A 15454-nucleotide genomic window follows, 5' to 3' on the forward strand; every position below is an offset into this window, starting at 1 on the left:
TGATGCCGGGAAATATTCATGGCATGAAAATTGGGAAGAAGATGCGAAACTGACTCAATCATTCTTTACACTACCCGATAACTTTAAAAGAGATATCACCCAATATTGAAGTACAGTATCGGATTACTGCTGCCTTTCTCGAACCACCCTGACACATCCATGCCCTTGTATCTATGCCTCTCGCGTGCACCCGCGACCTCCCCCACGAACTCCCAGCGACCGTCGATGCAGACATCGCCTAGAGGCCTCGTATGGTAGGGAGTGGAACCTGCCGGGTGCCATGACAGCACCCGGTAGACCTCGCGCACGACACCGCCCGCGACAGCAAAGGCCAGCTCGACCCGCTCGCGTCGCTCGCCAATCCTCCACACCCCACGCGTCACTTCATAGAGCTCCTGATCGGAGATCCCTTCATGCCAGCTGCGGGAAATCCGTATCAGAACTGAGGGTTGGGTAATCTTCATACTGGCGAGCCCTCCTTCATGCAGTGGCTTTCTGAACCAGCTGGTGTGACAGCAGGTAAGGTGCCTGGCGCACTTCTTCCAGGTGGTAGAGGTGCCAGCCAGCCAGGGTTGGCGGGATTGGAGACGCCTTGCCATGTTCGTTCCAGATGCCCACTCGGTGCTCCGGCCAGGCAAGCTCGAAGTTCCCCACGACCTCCCCTTTGGCATCCTCCACGTCCTGCCCGATGACCGGCTCGGGCAGATCCTGGTCGATGATCCACTCAACGATGGGCACGGCTGCCATATCGTCCAGGTGCTGCGCCCAGGCAGGAAGCACCGCCAAGGGGTCATCGAGGACCTGCTCCGCCACATGACGCTTCAACTGGTCAACATCCTCAAAGACCTGGTAGCCGGCACGGTTAGCGATCTTGATCACGTCGCCATCCTCGTTCAGCAACAGCACTGCAGGGGCGCTCAGGCCTGGCTGGATTCCATCGGGCCAGGCCAGGTCGAGAATCGCCATGGCCTCTCCACTCTTGGGATCATCCAGCTCGAACTCGAGCTCACCAGGCGGCAGCTTGTGGCTTTCCATCCACTCCTGCAGCTCACGCAGCTGTAGCTCCTCCTCCTCGCTTTCGATACCGCCCGGGACGACACGTACAGACTCAGCGATAACCGTGGCGTCCTGGCTGTCATCGAAATGATAGAGCTCTTCAAGCAGTCGATTGGTCGCCTCGGCGAGGAGCTCACGCCGCGCCTTCAGGAAATCGGGGTAGTGCTCGATCACCCAGAGCTCACGCTGCATCGGCACCCATTGGCTTTGTAGCGCATCCGGGTAGCTCTTGAGCACCTCCTCGAAATACTCCACGGGGAGGCGATTGGAGATGCTGAGATTCGAGCCCTTGGTCAGGAAGCAGAAATTGGCGAGAGAGTTGACCTGCTTGTGGTCGTAGCCGTATTCGCGAAGCCGATGCTTGGGGAAGATGTGATGCAGCTCCAGGGATGAGTTGCTTCCCAGCATGTTCTTCTTGAGCGCAATCCCGAGCCCCCAATCCTGCGCCTCACCGGTACGGGTAAGAAGGTAGAGCAGCGAGTAGAAGCGGTTGCCACGGGTATGGCCGGCAAAATGGTCGGCGCGAACCTTTAGGCTGCCACGCCAGAGATGCAACTCCTTGATCAGCACCTGGATCCCATGCGGCTGGTTGTCGAGCAGGATATCGAGGTCACGCGAGAGCACGCTCTCGGTCGAGCCAGAGTAGCGCCCCCAGATGGCCGAATGGATGAACCAGAAGAGCGTCGCATCCAGGGTGGCCTTGTCGGTGATCTTACCGCCCTGCTCCTCGACGAAGCGCACGAGCACCGGGAAGCTGTAGTGCCCTGTGAGGACCTGTTGATGGTCCAGGCCGAGGCGGTCGCCGATCACATCCAGCAGATAGCTGATGTGCTTGATCGCCTTGTTCAGCCCCACCACGAACTGCTGGCCATCCAGGTCGTGGATGAAGGAGAACTTGGCTTCGTTGGTGGTCAAGGTGGTTATACAGCGAAGCAGCCAGTCAAGGGAGAATTGGAAGCCCTGAGCCCGCCAGTCATCCAGGGCCTTGCGCATCCTGGCCCGTGCATCCGGCTGAGTAGAGCAGATTCGCGCCAGTGCAAGATCACCCTTGGAGAGCTTGGTGCCGCCACTGTTGACCTTGTTGAAGATCTCCACGACTACGTCCAGGGTCTTGTCCTGACCGGAGATCTGCTCCACATGGACCTCGATATCACGGACATCGCGAAGCCTGGTCAAGCGTGTGACGACGGATGCGATTTCACCGTGGTCGACCACGCCTCGGACCAGCATCTCCTGTAGCATTATTTCAGAGCCGTCCTGCATCAGCCGAGTCACGCTGATCCACTTGGGATCGTTGGCCATCTTGCTGAGCATGTAGAAGGAGAACTCCTCGTTCTCCACATTGAAATAGAGGTCGGTGAAGGCACGCTCGTCGCCATCGAAAAAGGCCGGAGGCCTGCCGCGCACGATGCCGTAGAGCGACGTGATGCGCTGCTGGCCATCCAGGAGCAGGTTGACCGTGCCGGCATTGAGCTGCTGTTCGCCCCTGTGCCCTACCGTCGTGGCATCGGTCGCCCAGGAGAGCAGGCTACCCACGGGATAGCGCTTGTAGAGGGAGGTCATCAGGCCGCGAACCTGGTCGCGGTTCCACACATAGCCGCGCTGAAACTCGGGTAGCGCCGTCTGGCCGTTATCGATCTGGTCGAGCAGCGTCGAAATCTTCATGGTTGTCCAACTCCCTGCGTATTACGTCTTTCCATGGCTATTCATCTGCATGCCGCCCCTTGAGGTACAGCGCCACGGCCCCCTCGGGTTTCGAGGCGGAGACGGTATCCACATGATCATTGCCGCTGACCAGCTCCGACAAGCCGTCCACGGTGAGCACATAGCCGCCGTCATCGCTGGGGTCGGCCCGGCTGACGGTCCACTCGTAATCGCGGATCACCACCCGCGCACCGGGACGTACAAGGCCTGCATACTTGTCTCCTGAACTGGCTCCAAAACCACCTCAACTGCCGGATGCGAGTGTGATGTACCGGAAAGGGTGGCAGGCAGGCCCGACATCGCATGTCGCATTAAGCCCATCTGTTGCCTTGAGTAGCCACCCAGTTAACTTAGGTTATCACCGGCATGAGCAGTCTCACAGGAGATACAGCAGCATTTTGATCGATCAATTCGTCGGATGCCCCTCGGCTCAGTAGGGCTGTACAGCGAAAAGGCGTGAGCACCTTCATGACGGCACTGGAAGTCCCCGCTCCTTTTGAATAAGCCACGGACCCGCCACGTTTCGTCCCTAAGTGTAGGGTTCCGGATGATCAACAGACATTGTGGTGGCTCAAAGGACTCGGAGCCAACGTTGAGGTACTGGAGCCTCTTTCATGGCAAAGCGACATTCTGGCCACCGCCCGCGAGATCCTGTCACGCGAGGCTCCAAAAACATGACCCTCATATCAGCTGGAAGGGCTCTAGATCGCTTCAGATCGCTGCTTGCTCGTTTCAAGGCGCAGCGTAAAGGCACCAGCATAGGGAGGAGATGTAACATCTCATGTCGCAATGCAGAGCAATGACGAGCGCTGCTTCCAAGGCCAGGCTTCAGCGATCAAAAGTTTCATGACCCTATGAAGAGCGTGCTGTACTCGGAGATCTGAACATGGCTGTGTGCCCACGAACGTGAACTATCGAAGGTGTGCTCACAAACGTGAACAATCAGCCATGCGCCAAGTAACCTCAATACACGGCAGTCTGCCAATAAATTCGAGAGCATGGGTGTCTGCTAATGAGCCCGAGAATATGGCCGTGTGCTCATACTGCTGGGAGCACAGCACAGCTTGCCGCTTAATGGACAAAATATTCATACAGCTAAGGACTGCGTTTACGGCAACTCTATCAGGGCTTTACAAAGCCAACCCGCGCTGGTAATTTGATTTTGCCGAGTCCAATTACTCGGCCGGGTTTGGCGACTCGTATAACTCTAGGCGCACAAGCGCCCCTGTCATGGTTGGCGCTTTTTTCTTGCCAACCATGTCTATGGCGGTCGTGCGTGGGAGACCTTCGGGTCTGCCGGTTCCTAGAGTGCCGGTTCGCCAACCTGCGTACGGCCGCCCCCATCACTGTTTGGCGACAGCGGGGACGGCTCCTCAACTCTAGGAGGCGTGTTCATGGTCCATCCGACCGTATCCCCACTCCGCAGCAGTCGCCGTGCGCGCGCTGCCGCACACCGTGCCATGGCTATGGCCGCACTGGCATCCAACAGCAGCGCTCGCGTTCGCTACCGCCGCTATCACCTGCACATGAGCAAGGCAGAAGCTCTAGCGCTTGCCGCCGACCTTCAAGGCAAGGATGACCTGGCGGGAGTAAAAGCATGATGAGCCCGGCGCCCTCCATCACCCCAGAAAGCGGCACCACTTCTCAGCCTGACGCGTCAGTGAACTGTATGGTCACCGAAGCCTTGGACCAGCAGTTGCTGCACTATTCCCGTCACAACCAGCCCTTCACCATCAGTGAAATACGCGATCACCTGCTAAAGCTTCCCGAGCTCGCCTCGATGAACCACGTTAAGCTGCGCTATCGAGTTCGTGATCGGCTGAATACCCTGGAGCGCGACGGGCTTGCGGAGCGAGTTGGGCTTCTGGGCAAACGGCGAGTCATCTACCAGGTAGCGCTGGAAGACACCGACGACGAGTCTGAGTGTTCGCCTGTCTCTCCGTCCTCCACCCATTCTTCATCTGAATCTTCCGATGCGCTGGCGGATTACCTCTCCAATGAGCGTGACCGGCTGCGGGCCGAGATGCAGACAGCCTTGGGTGAAGCAGAACATTACCGCAGCCTGCTGAACCATTTTCCGGCAGAACGTGGGCGAATCGCCCCGCTGCTGGAAACGGCCATCGAGCGCGGTAGTCGGCTCAAAGGACAATGGGATGCCAATACAACGGTGAGGTCGATGTTGAACAGCGAGGGGGCAAACACATGAGCCGATCGGCACATAACCACCAATTCTCTGGGAACAACCTGCCCCCGTTACGCTCCTGGCAAGCCACCTGCCTTCAGCAGGCATTGAAGAGCTTGTCGGATAACCGGCCTCACTTTCTCTGTCAGGCTACGCCGGGTGCCGGCAAGATGCTGATGGCAGCGGTGCTGGCTGATGAGCTGCTTGGCCAGGGTGATATTGAATATGTCATCTATCTCGGTCCGACCCGAGCAGTGGTCGAACGCGCTGTCCAGGCCCTAAGCCAGGTAACCGGTCAGCCCATGCATGGCCAGTTAGGCGCCATAGGTGCCGGCCTGACCTATCATGCCCTTCAGCATCGCCTGGAAGAGCTCAAGCGCCTGTGCACTCGGGCGCAAGTTTTGTTGATATGGGACGAAAGCCACCACGCCGCTGGCCTGGAGGGACAATCAGCAGGGGCCAACCAGTGGGGCATGGCGCTACTTGCCCTGGAGAGACATGTTCGCTTTACGCTGGCCCTGTCGGGAACGCCTTGGCGCACCGATGGCAGTTGCCTACCGCTGCTCCGTTATTTGGAAGTCAGCTCGCCTAATGAAAGCAAGGAGGAGGATGAGTCCCGCGACTCAAAAACTCGTCAACTTCAACCGGATTATGTCTACACGCTTCAAGAAGGGATCCGGGATGGGATCTGCCGCTACCCTCGGCTGCAACTGGTGGACAACCGATCCATCGAAATGACGCGCTTCCATCCGCGCACCGGCCGACGGGAAACCCGCCATTACCCCAGCATCCCTCATCTTCTGAAGCATCCTGCCATCGATTACCGCAGCCTTGTGCGGCTCGATGCCCCGCTCCAACGCGTGCTGCATCGGGGATGCGAACAGCTCGACGCACTGCGTCAGCGGAATCCTTGCGCTGCAGGGCTCGTCGTGGCATCGGACATCGAGCATGCCGAAGAAGTAGCACAGCGCCTGGAAGAACGGGGAGCATCGGTGTGTCTGGTCACCAGCAAGGCACCCAGGGCTCACGCACACCTGGAGAGGTTTCGGGAAGACAGCACAGAGTGGATCGTCTCGGTGGGTATGGTCAGCGAAGGCGTCGATATCCCGCGCCTTCAGGTATGTTGTTACCTGAGCCATATCCGAACCGAACAGTATTTTAGACAGGTACTGGGTCGCATCATCCGCCGGATCGGGAACGATGACGCCGAGTGCTACTTCTACGCCCTGAACGAGAAATGTCTTCGTCACTTTGCCCGACGGTTGAGCGATGACCTGCCTGATGACCTGGCCACCGTTTCCCTTGCGGCCCCAGCCGCACCGCCTCGAGGCAATAGCAGCGCCGAATATTCCACTGGAGAGGAAACAGGTAACCCCTCTGGTTTTGGAGTAAGTGAATCGAGCTCGGCACCCTCCGCTGCTGGCCAAGCACAAGATGAGCCGATACATGTGGCAATGGCAGCGGGCAGCCATGAAGCGGCTGCCCATGATGTGGCGTTCTCTCAGGCGTTTTATGAGCGTCTTGTGGCCTTACGCTTATTCTAGTCGCCGATGCTCGGGGAACGAGAAATAGACCTAGGTCCCCAGCGACGCGTGTGGTGGCACAGCAGGGGAATGGGCAGGACCCTGTCGTTATCGTCAGCCAAGAAGGCTTTCGGGGTCAAATCAGCAGTTGCATAAAAAGCCGCCTTCACTTCGCAAACGGACCTGGCACCAGCAATATAATGTTACGCGTCACTTGCAAAAATGAGTGCCGGTCGCCTGGGTTTTCCGCCGCGTAGGGGGGGGGTACTGGCCCCATCCCTCTGGCAGACTGCTGGCCTCTATCCTTTCGATGTCGTCGGTTTCCAATTCGAACACACCGAGCATATAGTCCCTCGGGACCACACGAGGGCTGGGGATATAGCTGCCCATCTCTAACGGCGCGAGCGGGGCGCTTGTGGCGTAATACATAACAGGATGACCGGGATCGTTACAGCGAGCGCCATCGTGATAACTCCCACCATGACCGTTGAGGTTGCCAATAAATCGCACCGGCACGATGCGAAGCAGTGTGAGTGTCATACGAGGAATCGTATCAGCTGAACTCGCCGTAGCTGATCTTACGCAGGATCTGACGCACGATTCCCCTACCTGCAAAGGTGTCGAAGAGGTCGACAGGGCGCGAACCGGACAGAGCCGGCACCTCTACATGCAACCATTCCAATGCAACTTCTCGATCGCCAAACACTTCCTCTGCTTCGATATAGAGCTTGAGGGTGTCGAGCAGATTTTCACTCTGCGAGCGGCCAAGCGACTTGCGCGTGTAATAGCGGTGGAGGTCGCTCGAATTGGTTTCCATGAGACGGGCGAAGATCTCCCTATCGTCAGCTAGCGCCTGCACTACCTGGCGTAACACTTGCCCTGAGATACCCTCCCTGACCGCCTGAATGTAGACTGCTGGGTCGCTATATAACTCACGCGGGAGATCGATCTTATTCATAATGCCCTTGCGGGACGCGCCATTTCGCTCCAGGAGTTCCATTGCTATCTCCCACCCTGCCCATGGTGGGCTCAATTGATATGTGCCACCTTGCTTTAAAAAATACGTCATCTGACGCTTTTATCACGCCATAAGGGTGCTTTTACAGCGTTTTTGTTGGCTTATGGCCTGGTAACGTCGCCCTGCCCTGTCATAAACGAGATACTGGTATCGCTTGATGCTTCGTGTGAGGCGGTACCAAGCTGTGCCACCCTCAAGTCCGCAAACCCTCAGTATCAACCGACTGTCCTGATCGATGGCGAGGAACTGATGATCTGGGGGGCATGCACTGAAGAGCGCCGGGTTTCGTAGACACCCCAGGCCTTATCCTGAAGGCACCCAAGAGTTCCCATGAGCCGTCAACGAGACACTGAAGAATTCAAGATCGACGCCGTCAAGAAGGTGACGGAGCGGGGCCATCCACGCCCGCTTCGTCGCTCACCTCTGCCAAGTCGCAGCCCGCCTTGAACGGGGTGAACCCTCCATCGCTGGAAGCATGCCAGCTCTCAGCAGGCCCAGATAGAACACGCACATACGCCTACCTCACCCGCTCTTTTCTTACCACCAAGCCACCCAAGGTAAATTTCCATTAGCGATTGCCTGTTGCCTGGAAGCGACGATGTCGAGAATTCTGTATAGAATTACAGGTTAACAAAGGGACTCACCATGACATTGGCAAAGCTCATTCCGGCTCATCCCGAGCCTCCAATACTCGCGCTGCCCTACCCACTGGCCCTGGGCCGCGCCGGGCTTTCCGGCTTTCCAAGCCCCGCTCAGGACTACGAAGGCCGCACCCTCGACCTCAACGAGCGCCTGGTCAAGCGCCCCTCGGCGACGTTCTTCATGAGCGTCACCGGCGACAGCATGACACGCCTGGGTATCCACGAAGGCGACCTGCTGCTGGTCGATCGCTCCATCGATCCTCGCCCCCGGCATATCATTGTCGCCATGGTCGACGGCGAGATAACGGTGAAACGCTATGAGCTGCGCGGCGACGTGCCCTATCTCTGCTCGGGCAACCCCCGCTATGCTCCGATCCCCCTCGAGGACCTCGATTGCCAGGTATGGGGCGTGGTGCGCGCGGTCATCCACGAGTACCCGGTATGAGCATGATCGGCCTGGTCGACTGCAACAGCTTCTACGTCAGCTGCGAGCGCGTGTTCCAGCCGCGGCTGCGCGGCCTGCCAGTAGGCGTAATGTCGAACAACGACGGCTGTGTCATTGCGCTCTCGAACGAGCTCAAGGCGATTGGTATCACCATGGGCACACCGGCATTCGAGATCCAGCATATGGTCCGCCAGGGCCGCATCCATCTCCTCTCGAGCAACTACGAACTCTACGGTGACATGAGCCAGCGCGTGCAGTCGGTGCTCGAAGAGTTCTCACCCGGCGTCGAGCCCTACAGCATCGATGAGATGTTCGTCTGCTTCGGCGGCTTCTCGCGTGAGCAGCTGCTCGAACATGCCCGCCAGCTCCATGATCGTGTGCGACAGTACACCGGCATACCCGTCTGCGTCGGCGTCGCGCCTACCCGCACCCTGGCCAAGCTGGCCAATCGAGCAGCGAAGAAAATTCCGGCCTACCGCGGCGTGTGCATCCTGCACCCTGAAAGCCGGGAAACCCAGGTGTTGCTGAAGAAGATCGAGCTAGGTGACGTTTGGGGCGTGGGGCGGCGGCTTGTCGAGCACCTGGCCATCATCGGAATCAAGAGCGCATGGGACCTTTCCCAGGCCGACCCCAAGCGGATCAGGCGACAGTTCAGCGTCACCCTTGAACGCACCGCCTTGGAGCTGCGCGGCATCCCCTGCATCGAGATGAACGACTTCGACGAAGCCCGACAGCGCATCATGACCAGCCGAAGCTTCGGTAAATTGACCAATGATATCGGCGAGATCCGCGAAGCGATTCGACAGCATGGCCAGCGCGGTGCTGAGAAACTGCGCCGCCAGAAGGGGCTTGCCAAGGCAGTGCTGGTGTTCCTCAAGACGAATCCGTTTCGCCAGGACCTGCCACAATACTCGCCAAGCCTGGTGCTTGAACTCCCCCGCCCCACTGACGATAGCCGAGAGATCCTGCAAGCCGCCGGCCATGCCCTGGAGCGAATCTACCGCAAGGGTTACCTCTACCAAAAAGGCGGCGTGATGCTGCTCGACCTGATCAACGCCGACCGGCAGCAGCTCTCGCTTCTCGATACGCCCCAGAGCGACGCCGAGCGGCAACGTAGCGCGAAGCTGATGGACGTGATGGACGAGCTGAACGCCAGGATGGGTCGAGGCACAGTGAAATTGGGTACCCCGAGCCCCGGGGCGGCATGGCATTTGCGGTGCGCCACCTCACGCAGCGATACTCAACCCGCTGGGACGAGCTATTGCAGGCTCTTGCGAAGTGAAAGCGCCCCGGCCGTAGCCGGGGCTCAGTTGCGACGAGACGCGATATTCTGGCGAACCCGTAGGAACGCAAACTCCCGGGCATCTCACGCTTCATGATACCAAGTCAGGCGAGAACCAAAACGGTAAAAAGCACGTTCCCATGGCAGAAAATTTCTAAAAAAGAAAAGCCCGGCCACAGGGGCCGAGCTTACAATTGACGCTTCCCTATCCAACCAACCTCAGGCTTCCTGCCCAAGCCTCCTTGGTTCAGAGCGTTCCATCGCTCGGCCTTCCTTGAAGGGCTCTCCCTAGCCCGTTAGCTACAAGATAGTAGCTGTGAGCAAATACAGCTTTAACCCACGATAAGCCAGCGCGTAAGTATTTTGCGCCGCATTTGTAAGAGATCGCTTACAAGCAGTCAGGCCGGATTGATCAGCCCCGCATCCTCGTCGTTGCCGGGTCGGTTCACGGCCCGGCTCACCGGCCAATGCTCGATCAACCCCGCATCCAGGTGACGCACCACTTGGCGGATCGTCTCCCGGTCCGTCAGGTCGGGGTCGAGCCACGGCTCGAGGCTGGCGTCGTCGAGGATCAGCGGCATGCGGTCATGCACCTCGGCGGCGCTACCGCGAGCAGGCTCGGTCAAGATGACACATCCCAGGCTGCCATCCTCGCGCTCGGCATAGATACCGGCGAAGGCAATCGGCTCGCGGTCGGCGCGGGTGAGATAGTGCGGTTGCTTGCCGGTTTCGGTGGCCAGCCACTCGAACCAGCCATCCGCAGGGATAAGGCAGCGCTGTCGCGCGAAGGCCTGCTTGAAGTAGCCGCTGGTGGCAACCGTCTCGGCCCGGGCGTTGATCGGCTGTGCGGCCTTGCCCGTGGCCCATTTCGGTCGATAGCCCCACCACAGCTTGAGCTGCTCAGGCGGGACGTTATGGGCAACCTGCCGGAACCCAGTGATCCAGGTACCCGGCGGGATATTATAGCGAGCCGGTGGCCCTTCCTCGGCCACCACAACGCCCAGCCGCCGAGCAAGCTTGGGGTAGGCGTTGTAGGAAGCGAAGCGGCCACACATACTTTGTATCCAACGTAAGACTAAGCCATCCGGTCTGGCCGGCGCCTGTCTCGCCAATCTAGCCAGTCTGTCTCGAACGCTACCGGACCCTGCTCACCATCGACAACCGGCATGGCCGAGCCGCGCAGATAGCGCATGAAATCGTCTTGGGCCGCACCGGGCAGGTCTCGGATCCTGACGTAGCGCGTACCTGCAGGCGTGCGGTGAATGGGAATGTCATCCTGGACATGACTGTCAAGCTCATGCTCGGATGCTTCCCAGTCCTCTTCACCCACGGGCTCGAGAGGCTCATCATACTGATCAACAGTGCCCTTCAACCTTTCTAAAGGCTGCCCACAGTTGATGGCGGTTTCATCGGTCATGCCGGCTAGCCCAGCCTCCCACTTGCCATCATCACTTTCATTGACCAGCACATCCAGCCGTGTCCCGAGGATTTCCTTCACGTATTTTGCGATAGTGTACTTTTCCTCCAGCGTCAGTACGACGCTTCCGTTTTTTCCCCTGATCTCGAAGCCAGAGACATCCAACTGCTTTGAGAGGGCGTACTCTGTATTCGCGATGGCGTCATCAAGCGGCATGCCGCCAAGCGCTGCCAATATGTTTTGATACCGATGCATTGCCCTTTCCTCTGAGAAAGCAACCTTTCGTTTACTCTACAGCATGGCGTCAATACGGTGGCCGTGCCATGTTGGTCATGTGACCGTGAGCATCACAATCAGGATGAGGTCCATGGCAGAACCCAGCGTTATTGAAAGAGACACAAAGGCTGTGCTGGATGTCGCCACGCAGATCTGCGGCGCCAGGGCGCAGGCTCGCACCTGGCTCCACCACGAGCCGATTGATGTGTTCGACTATTGAACCCCTGAGCAGCTAGTGGCTGACGGCCGTACCGCGGTTCTGTGCCATTATCTGCAATCGCTGGAAGCCGGCTTCCTTGGATGACAAACAAAGTGACATGGAAGGATAGCTATGAAGAATAAGGCAGCCACGGGGCTACAGGTAGCCGTGACGATCCTGGAAAAGTGGGGTGCCACCACTGAGCAGGGGACAGCGATCCTGCGCGTTGCAACCAACACTTACGCTCAGGCAAAGCAGCGAGATCCCGAATGGCAGATCACTCTGGATGATGGTCAGCTCGCCCGCATCAGCTACGTGCTGAACATTCATGCGGCGCTGCGTGTGCTTTTTGATAATCCTGATAACTTGTATGGTTTCATGTCGAAGGCCAATGACAACGATGGCTTTGATGGCCGGTCGCCACTGCAAGATATCGCTTGCGGCGACATTGGCACGCTACGCGAGACGTGGCTGCGCGTGAACATGGAACGCCCAGCGATCATTGATGATGAAGGCCGGGTTAAGCTCTAACCATGGGGGTACAGGGGTCATCAGCTTATCCCGTGCTCTATCCGGCCCATAGCTCCTGCGCGATCACCTGCGTGGTATGCGCTGCCTCAAGGTCGGAGCTAGACAACCGCTCGCTCAGCGCCCGCAAAGTCTGCGCGTGTTCGTCAAGCTCGCTCATTGTGCTCAATATCGACAGTGGCCATTGCGTCTCCTCCATTCCGCTCTCGATTAGACGGGCACCGATAGCGCCAGGATTTATGACGTGTGAACCGTGTCTACAGCACCGAGCGGCGCCATCTGGCCACACGGGGCATGTGTCAGGCGAATATTCTAACTGTTCACTCCGATCCCAATCCAAATGCAACATAATCAACGTTATGATCCCAGCGGGCTCTGGAAATCCTACGGGAGCGGAAGCCGCCTCTTGCTTGGAAATCAAGCCGTGGGGAGTACGCCGTCGATGACACTGCTATGATAAGCTGGTTTCAAAAGCGAGTGGATGCCGGCCGATGGCCACCAAGTAGCGACGAATAGCCGCTCGCCTTGGCGCTTGACACCGGGCACGGGAAGACGCCGAACGGTACGCGGCGGCATACTGTGCAGTAATTGCTGACCAGTAGCCAAAAAGAGGCTCATTCATGCAATAACCCTGGGCGACAAAACGCTATACCAAGGCGTCCAGGTGGAGCCCCGCTCCAGCGCACTTCCCCAAAGCTGAAGGAGAGATGAGCTGATGGCCACTATGCCTGACAGTCTGCTCGAGAATGCCATGGATGAGATTAGCGAACACGCTTTGGTGCTTCAAAAGCTCGGGCTGCGATTGCTGGATATAGATTCCGAAACCGCTAACACTGCCCTTGCTGTCGCGCATGAGCTCTGGGAAATCCAAACAAACCTGGGCGACGGACGGCAGGTTAAGTTCGACACTTGGCCGCGAAAATTATAAGCGTGAAAGTGCATTGTAATGTCACCGGCACGCGATATGTCCGGCTGTCCAAGATACCCGAGCCGCACCGCACCGCTTTTATTCGCTACCTGCGCGGCGCGGCCGTGCCCGTCGTCGAAGGCGAGGCGGGTCCGGTAGCGTTCGAGACAGACTGGCTGGCTTGGCTGCACCATCGCCGCCCTGACAGCGCGACGGGGCATGCGAGCATAGCCGGCCAGGAGGGCGGGCCGCATGACTACACCTGATGAGCTAACACGCACCGTGATCCAGGCACGAGCGTTCCTGGTTGAGATTGGCCGCGACCTATCACTCCCCGAGGCTATCCGCCAGGAAGCCCGGCGCCTGCTGCGCCATTACCCTTCCCAGGAGGAGATGCTAATGGCGGGAAAGTTGGAGGAGAGTGCCGGCAAAGGAACGCTCCTCTTGCCGGTCTTCAGCTCAGCGATAGATGAGAAACCACTGGAGCCCACACAGGAGGATGGTGCAATCGCAGTTTGGCGGGCAGCAATCGATCTGTTCGGGGGTGATCGAACAGCGGCAGACCGATGGCTACATCATGAGGCAATGGGACTTGGGTGGAAGCGCCCCATCGATGTCATGCAAGACGACCCTCAGTAGGTGCTGGACCTGATTTGCCGAATCGAGCATGGGGTTTACACATAATCTCGAAGCACTGAGAAATCCTTAGGGGTTGCCAAGTATCGGCTCTCATGATGCGAAGCCATGGCGTAGCAGTTCCAACAACTTCACCGCAGCAGCGTAGCCCTGCGGCGTTGTGTTGGCCTCCAGCGCACTGATACCCCCTAGTGCCCGACTCGGCTTGCTCAACCACCCGGCGTCCTTTTCCTGGTTACCAAATACCTCCCGGCAAGTCGGGTGATCTGGCGTTGACACCGTTGCCGTATTTTTCCCTGAGTCTATCGATGAGCGCCTTTTCTTCTTCGGTCAGCCAGTTTATATACAAATAGCGCCAATTCGGCTCATAGATTTCCCAGGCCTCTCGTTCCTCGATTGGCTGATCAATCAGTGCGGCGGAACCAGCATGTCAGGTGTAGCTCCGGGTAGTCCTCGGGGATAATGCGGTAGCCCATATTGCCCTCTCCTTCGGTTCGTTCATGAACGACTCAGCCAGCCGGCCCAGCTTCAAGCGACCTGAGATAGCGAAGAAGGGCTGTCTTGCGACTTGCGTTGACCAACTGCTCTGGCGTCTGGTGATCGAGGATAGGCAGCGGCTGGCGATACCATGCCAATGCCTTCTTCCTGTCGCCGCTTATCTGCTCGGCAGTGCGAAGCACCTCGTAGCCGATGCCCCCCATGAACGTTCTCCATTGCGCAGCCAGCGCGAAAGGGGACGTCAGGAGTGGCCCGTGTCATGAGTACCCTCCTCTGTCAGCATGTGACAGGTACTCCAGCAAATCGTCGGCATGCCTGTCCTTGACCAGCTGTTGGGGAGTGCGACCGCCAAGCGCGGCGATTGGGTAGTTGTGATACCACGCCCAGGCGGCGCCTTCTGAACCGGACCAGGGAGTTATTCGCTCCACGATCCATCGGGCCTGCTGCTCGAGAGAGAGGTGTGTCACTGAGTGATCTGCCATATTCGGATCCGATAGGTCTCGCATTCCCCAATCCTAGCGCAATCCTGCGCCCTCAAGTTGCACCCATGGGTACAGATGTTTTGCACATCAGTGGCGGTGTTCCGTAAGCAGTCGGCCATCACCCTTTGCGAGTGATCAGTCGACCGGCTTCCAGTGCTGCGCCAGGAGTTCGTGGATCTGACTAGCCTTCTTTGTTAGCAGGCGAACTAGAACATCTTTCAGGTAGGCGGTGGATCATGGCTATTCAGCTTAGCGGTCTGGATCAGACTAATGATGTTGGCGGCACGCTGACCGCTGCGCAGCGGGCCGGGAAATAGCCAGTTCGAGCGCCCCAGCGCCCAGTGGCGAATCAGGTTCTCCCCCCGGTTGTTATCAATCAGCAACCCGCCGTCATGCAGGTAGCGCGTCAGTGCCGCCCAGCGCTTCAGGCTGTAGTCTAGCGCCTTGCCCGTCGCCGAGCCACTCGGTACCCTTCTCCCGATGGGGCCAACATCCAGCGGTGCAGCGCGTCAGCGATCGGCCTCGCCATCCACCAGAATTGACAATAACTCGGGCCTCGCAGCTGTATCCCGTAGTCGTTGGCGTGCTTCGGCGGTCAGCGACTGCGCCTCGCGCTCCACCTGGTACAGCTGGCCGATGAGCTCGATGGCCTGCTCGGCG

General features: G+C 58.4%; 18 protein-coding genes and 2 pseudogenes. 10 read left to right on the forward strand and 10 right to left on the reverse strand.

All coding sequences use genetic code 11. The features are described 5' to 3' along the window. Positions 1-95: 95 nt before the first annotated feature. The 3 genes from LOKO_RS12220 to LOKO_RS12230 are packed head-to-tail and all read right to left on the reverse strand — an operon-like array spanning position 96 to position 2944. On the reverse strand, positions 96-464 hold the full coding sequence (locus LOKO_RS12220; protein ID WP_066449627.1) for a hypothetical protein: 369 nt from the start codon (positions 462-464) through the stop codon (positions 96-98). Between the two features lie 16 nt (positions 465-480). Continuing rightward, positions 481-2721 carry a DUF262 domain-containing protein gene (locus LOKO_RS12225; protein ID WP_066449628.1) on the reverse strand — a complete coding sequence of 747 codons (2241 nt, stop codon included), beginning with the start codon at positions 2719-2721 and terminating at the stop codon, positions 481-483. Positions 2722-2758: 37 nt separating this feature from the next. Continuing rightward, complete coding sequence (locus LOKO_RS12230; protein WP_066449629.1) at positions 2759-2944, reverse strand: hypothetical protein; 186 nt, start codon at positions 2942-2944, stop codon at positions 2759-2761. A gap of 362 nt (positions 2945-3306) precedes the next feature. On the opposite strand from LOKO_RS12230, the pseudogene LOKO_RS20740 reads away from it, so the two are divergent. From LOKO_RS20740 to LOKO_RS18900, 4 genes and pseudogenes are all read left to right on the forward strand, one after another. Beyond that, positions 3307-3438, forward strand: a pseudogene (locus LOKO_RS20740) (WCX domain-containing protein); the annotation flags it as partial. A gap of 716 nt (positions 3439-4154) precedes the next feature. Beyond that, positions 4155-4361, forward strand: a complete 207-nt coding sequence (locus LOKO_RS12235) for a hypothetical protein (RefSeq protein ID WP_066449636.1) — start codon at positions 4155-4157, stop codon at positions 4359-4361. After that, a complete protein-coding gene (locus LOKO_RS12240; RefSeq protein ID WP_066449637.1) occupies positions 4358-4966 on the forward strand; it encodes a hypothetical protein in 609 nt (202 codons plus the stop codon). The genes LOKO_RS12235 and LOKO_RS12240 overlap by 4 nt, the downstream gene beginning before the upstream one ends. Then, on the forward strand, positions 4963-6486 hold the full coding sequence (locus LOKO_RS18900) for a DEAD/DEAH box helicase (protein WP_083517568.1): 1524 nt from the start codon (positions 4963-4965) through the stop codon (positions 6484-6486). The genes LOKO_RS12240 and LOKO_RS18900 overlap by 4 nt, the downstream gene beginning before the upstream one ends. Positions 6487-6675: 189 nt before the next feature. Here the strand turns inward: LOKO_RS18900 and LOKO_RS20660 are convergent, their stop codons facing one another. Together LOKO_RS20660 and LOKO_RS12255 are read right to left on the reverse strand one after the other, a co-directional pair. Then, positions 6676-7005, reverse strand: coding sequence for an RES domain-containing protein (locus LOKO_RS20660; protein ID WP_144439658.1), 330 nt, complete (start codon positions 7003-7005; stop codon positions 6676-6678). A gap of 13 nt (positions 7006-7018) precedes the next feature. Further along, positions 7019-7465, reverse strand: a complete 447-nt coding sequence (locus tag LOKO_RS12255; RefSeq protein WP_083517569.1) for an antitoxin Xre/MbcA/ParS toxin-binding domain-containing protein — start codon at positions 7463-7465, stop codon at positions 7019-7021. A 663-nt stretch (positions 7466-8128) separates the two neighbouring features. On the opposite strand from LOKO_RS12255, the gene LOKO_RS12260 reads away from it, so the two are divergent. Both LOKO_RS12260 and LOKO_RS12265 read left to right on the forward strand, forming a co-directional pair. Next, the gene (locus tag LOKO_RS12260; protein WP_066449651.1) at positions 8129-8569 is read left to right on the forward strand and encodes a LexA family protein; all 441 of its coding nucleotides are present in this window, start codon (positions 8129-8131) and stop codon (positions 8567-8569) included. After that, on the forward strand, positions 8566-9948 hold the full coding sequence (locus tag LOKO_RS12265; protein WP_335339186.1) for a Y-family DNA polymerase: 1383 nt from the start codon (positions 8566-8568) through the stop codon (positions 9946-9948). The genes LOKO_RS12260 and LOKO_RS12265 overlap by 4 nt, the downstream gene beginning before the upstream one ends. A gap of 301 nt (positions 9949-10249) precedes the next feature. Here the strand turns inward: LOKO_RS12265 and LOKO_RS12270 are convergent, their stop codons facing one another. Together LOKO_RS12270 and LOKO_RS12275 are read right to left on the reverse strand one after the other, a co-directional pair. After that, positions 10250-10906, reverse strand: coding sequence for an SOS response-associated peptidase (locus LOKO_RS12270; RefSeq protein ID WP_066449652.1), 657 nt, complete (start codon positions 10904-10906; stop codon positions 10250-10252). A gap of 20 nt (positions 10907-10926) precedes the next feature. Next, entirely contained in the window at positions 10927-11523 is a 597-nt protein-coding gene (locus tag LOKO_RS12275; protein WP_066449653.1) for a hypothetical protein, read from the reverse strand. Positions 11524-11635: 112 nt separating this feature from the next. On the opposite strand from LOKO_RS12275, the gene LOKO_RS20405 reads away from it, so the two are divergent. From LOKO_RS20405 to LOKO_RS20515, 4 genes are all read left to right on the forward strand, one after another. Further along, positions 11636-11764: a hypothetical protein gene (locus LOKO_RS20405; RefSeq protein ID WP_256379977.1), complete on the forward strand. Its 129-nt coding sequence runs from the start codon at positions 11636-11638 to the stop codon at positions 11762-11764. Positions 11765-11875: 111 nt separating this feature from the next. Next, on the forward strand, positions 11876-12274 hold the full coding sequence (locus tag LOKO_RS12280; protein WP_066449654.1) for a hypothetical protein: 399 nt from the start codon (positions 11876-11878) through the stop codon (positions 12272-12274). Positions 12275-13180: 906 nt separating this feature from the next. Then, positions 13181-13444 carry a hypothetical protein gene (locus tag LOKO_RS19450; RefSeq protein WP_144439659.1) on the forward strand — a complete coding sequence of 88 codons (264 nt, stop codon included), beginning with the start codon at positions 13181-13183 and terminating at the stop codon, positions 13442-13444. Next, positions 13431-13817: a BPSL0761 family protein gene (locus tag LOKO_RS20515; RefSeq protein ID WP_201025319.1), complete on the forward strand. Its 387-nt coding sequence runs from the start codon at positions 13431-13433 to the stop codon at positions 13815-13817. Before LOKO_RS19450 ends, LOKO_RS20515 begins: the two co-directional genes overlap by 14 nt. A gap of 90 nt (positions 13818-13907) precedes the next feature. Here the strand turns inward: LOKO_RS20515 and LOKO_RS20665 are convergent, their stop codons facing one another. The 3 genes and pseudogenes from LOKO_RS20665 to LOKO_RS20745 all read right to left on the reverse strand — a co-directional run. Then, entirely contained in the window at positions 13908-14093 is a 186-nt protein-coding gene (locus LOKO_RS20665; protein ID WP_417935368.1) for an MbcA/ParS/Xre antitoxin family protein, read from the reverse strand. 230 nt (positions 14094-14323) lie between these two features. Further along, entirely contained in the window at positions 14324-14515 is a 192-nt protein-coding gene (locus LOKO_RS12295) for an antitoxin Xre/MbcA/ParS toxin-binding domain-containing protein (RefSeq protein ID WP_066449662.1), read from the reverse strand. 414 nt (positions 14516-14929) lie between these two features. After that, a pseudogene (locus tag LOKO_RS20745) lies at positions 14930-15267 on the reverse strand (IS66 family transposase); the annotation flags it as partial. Between the last annotated feature and the right edge of the window lie 187 nt (positions 15268-15454).

Origin of the sequence: Halomonas chromatireducens, from assembly GCF_001545155.1 — a bacterium.
Classification (GTDB): domain Bacteria; phylum Pseudomonadota; class Gammaproteobacteria; order Pseudomonadales; family Halomonadaceae; genus Halomonas; species Halomonas chromatireducens.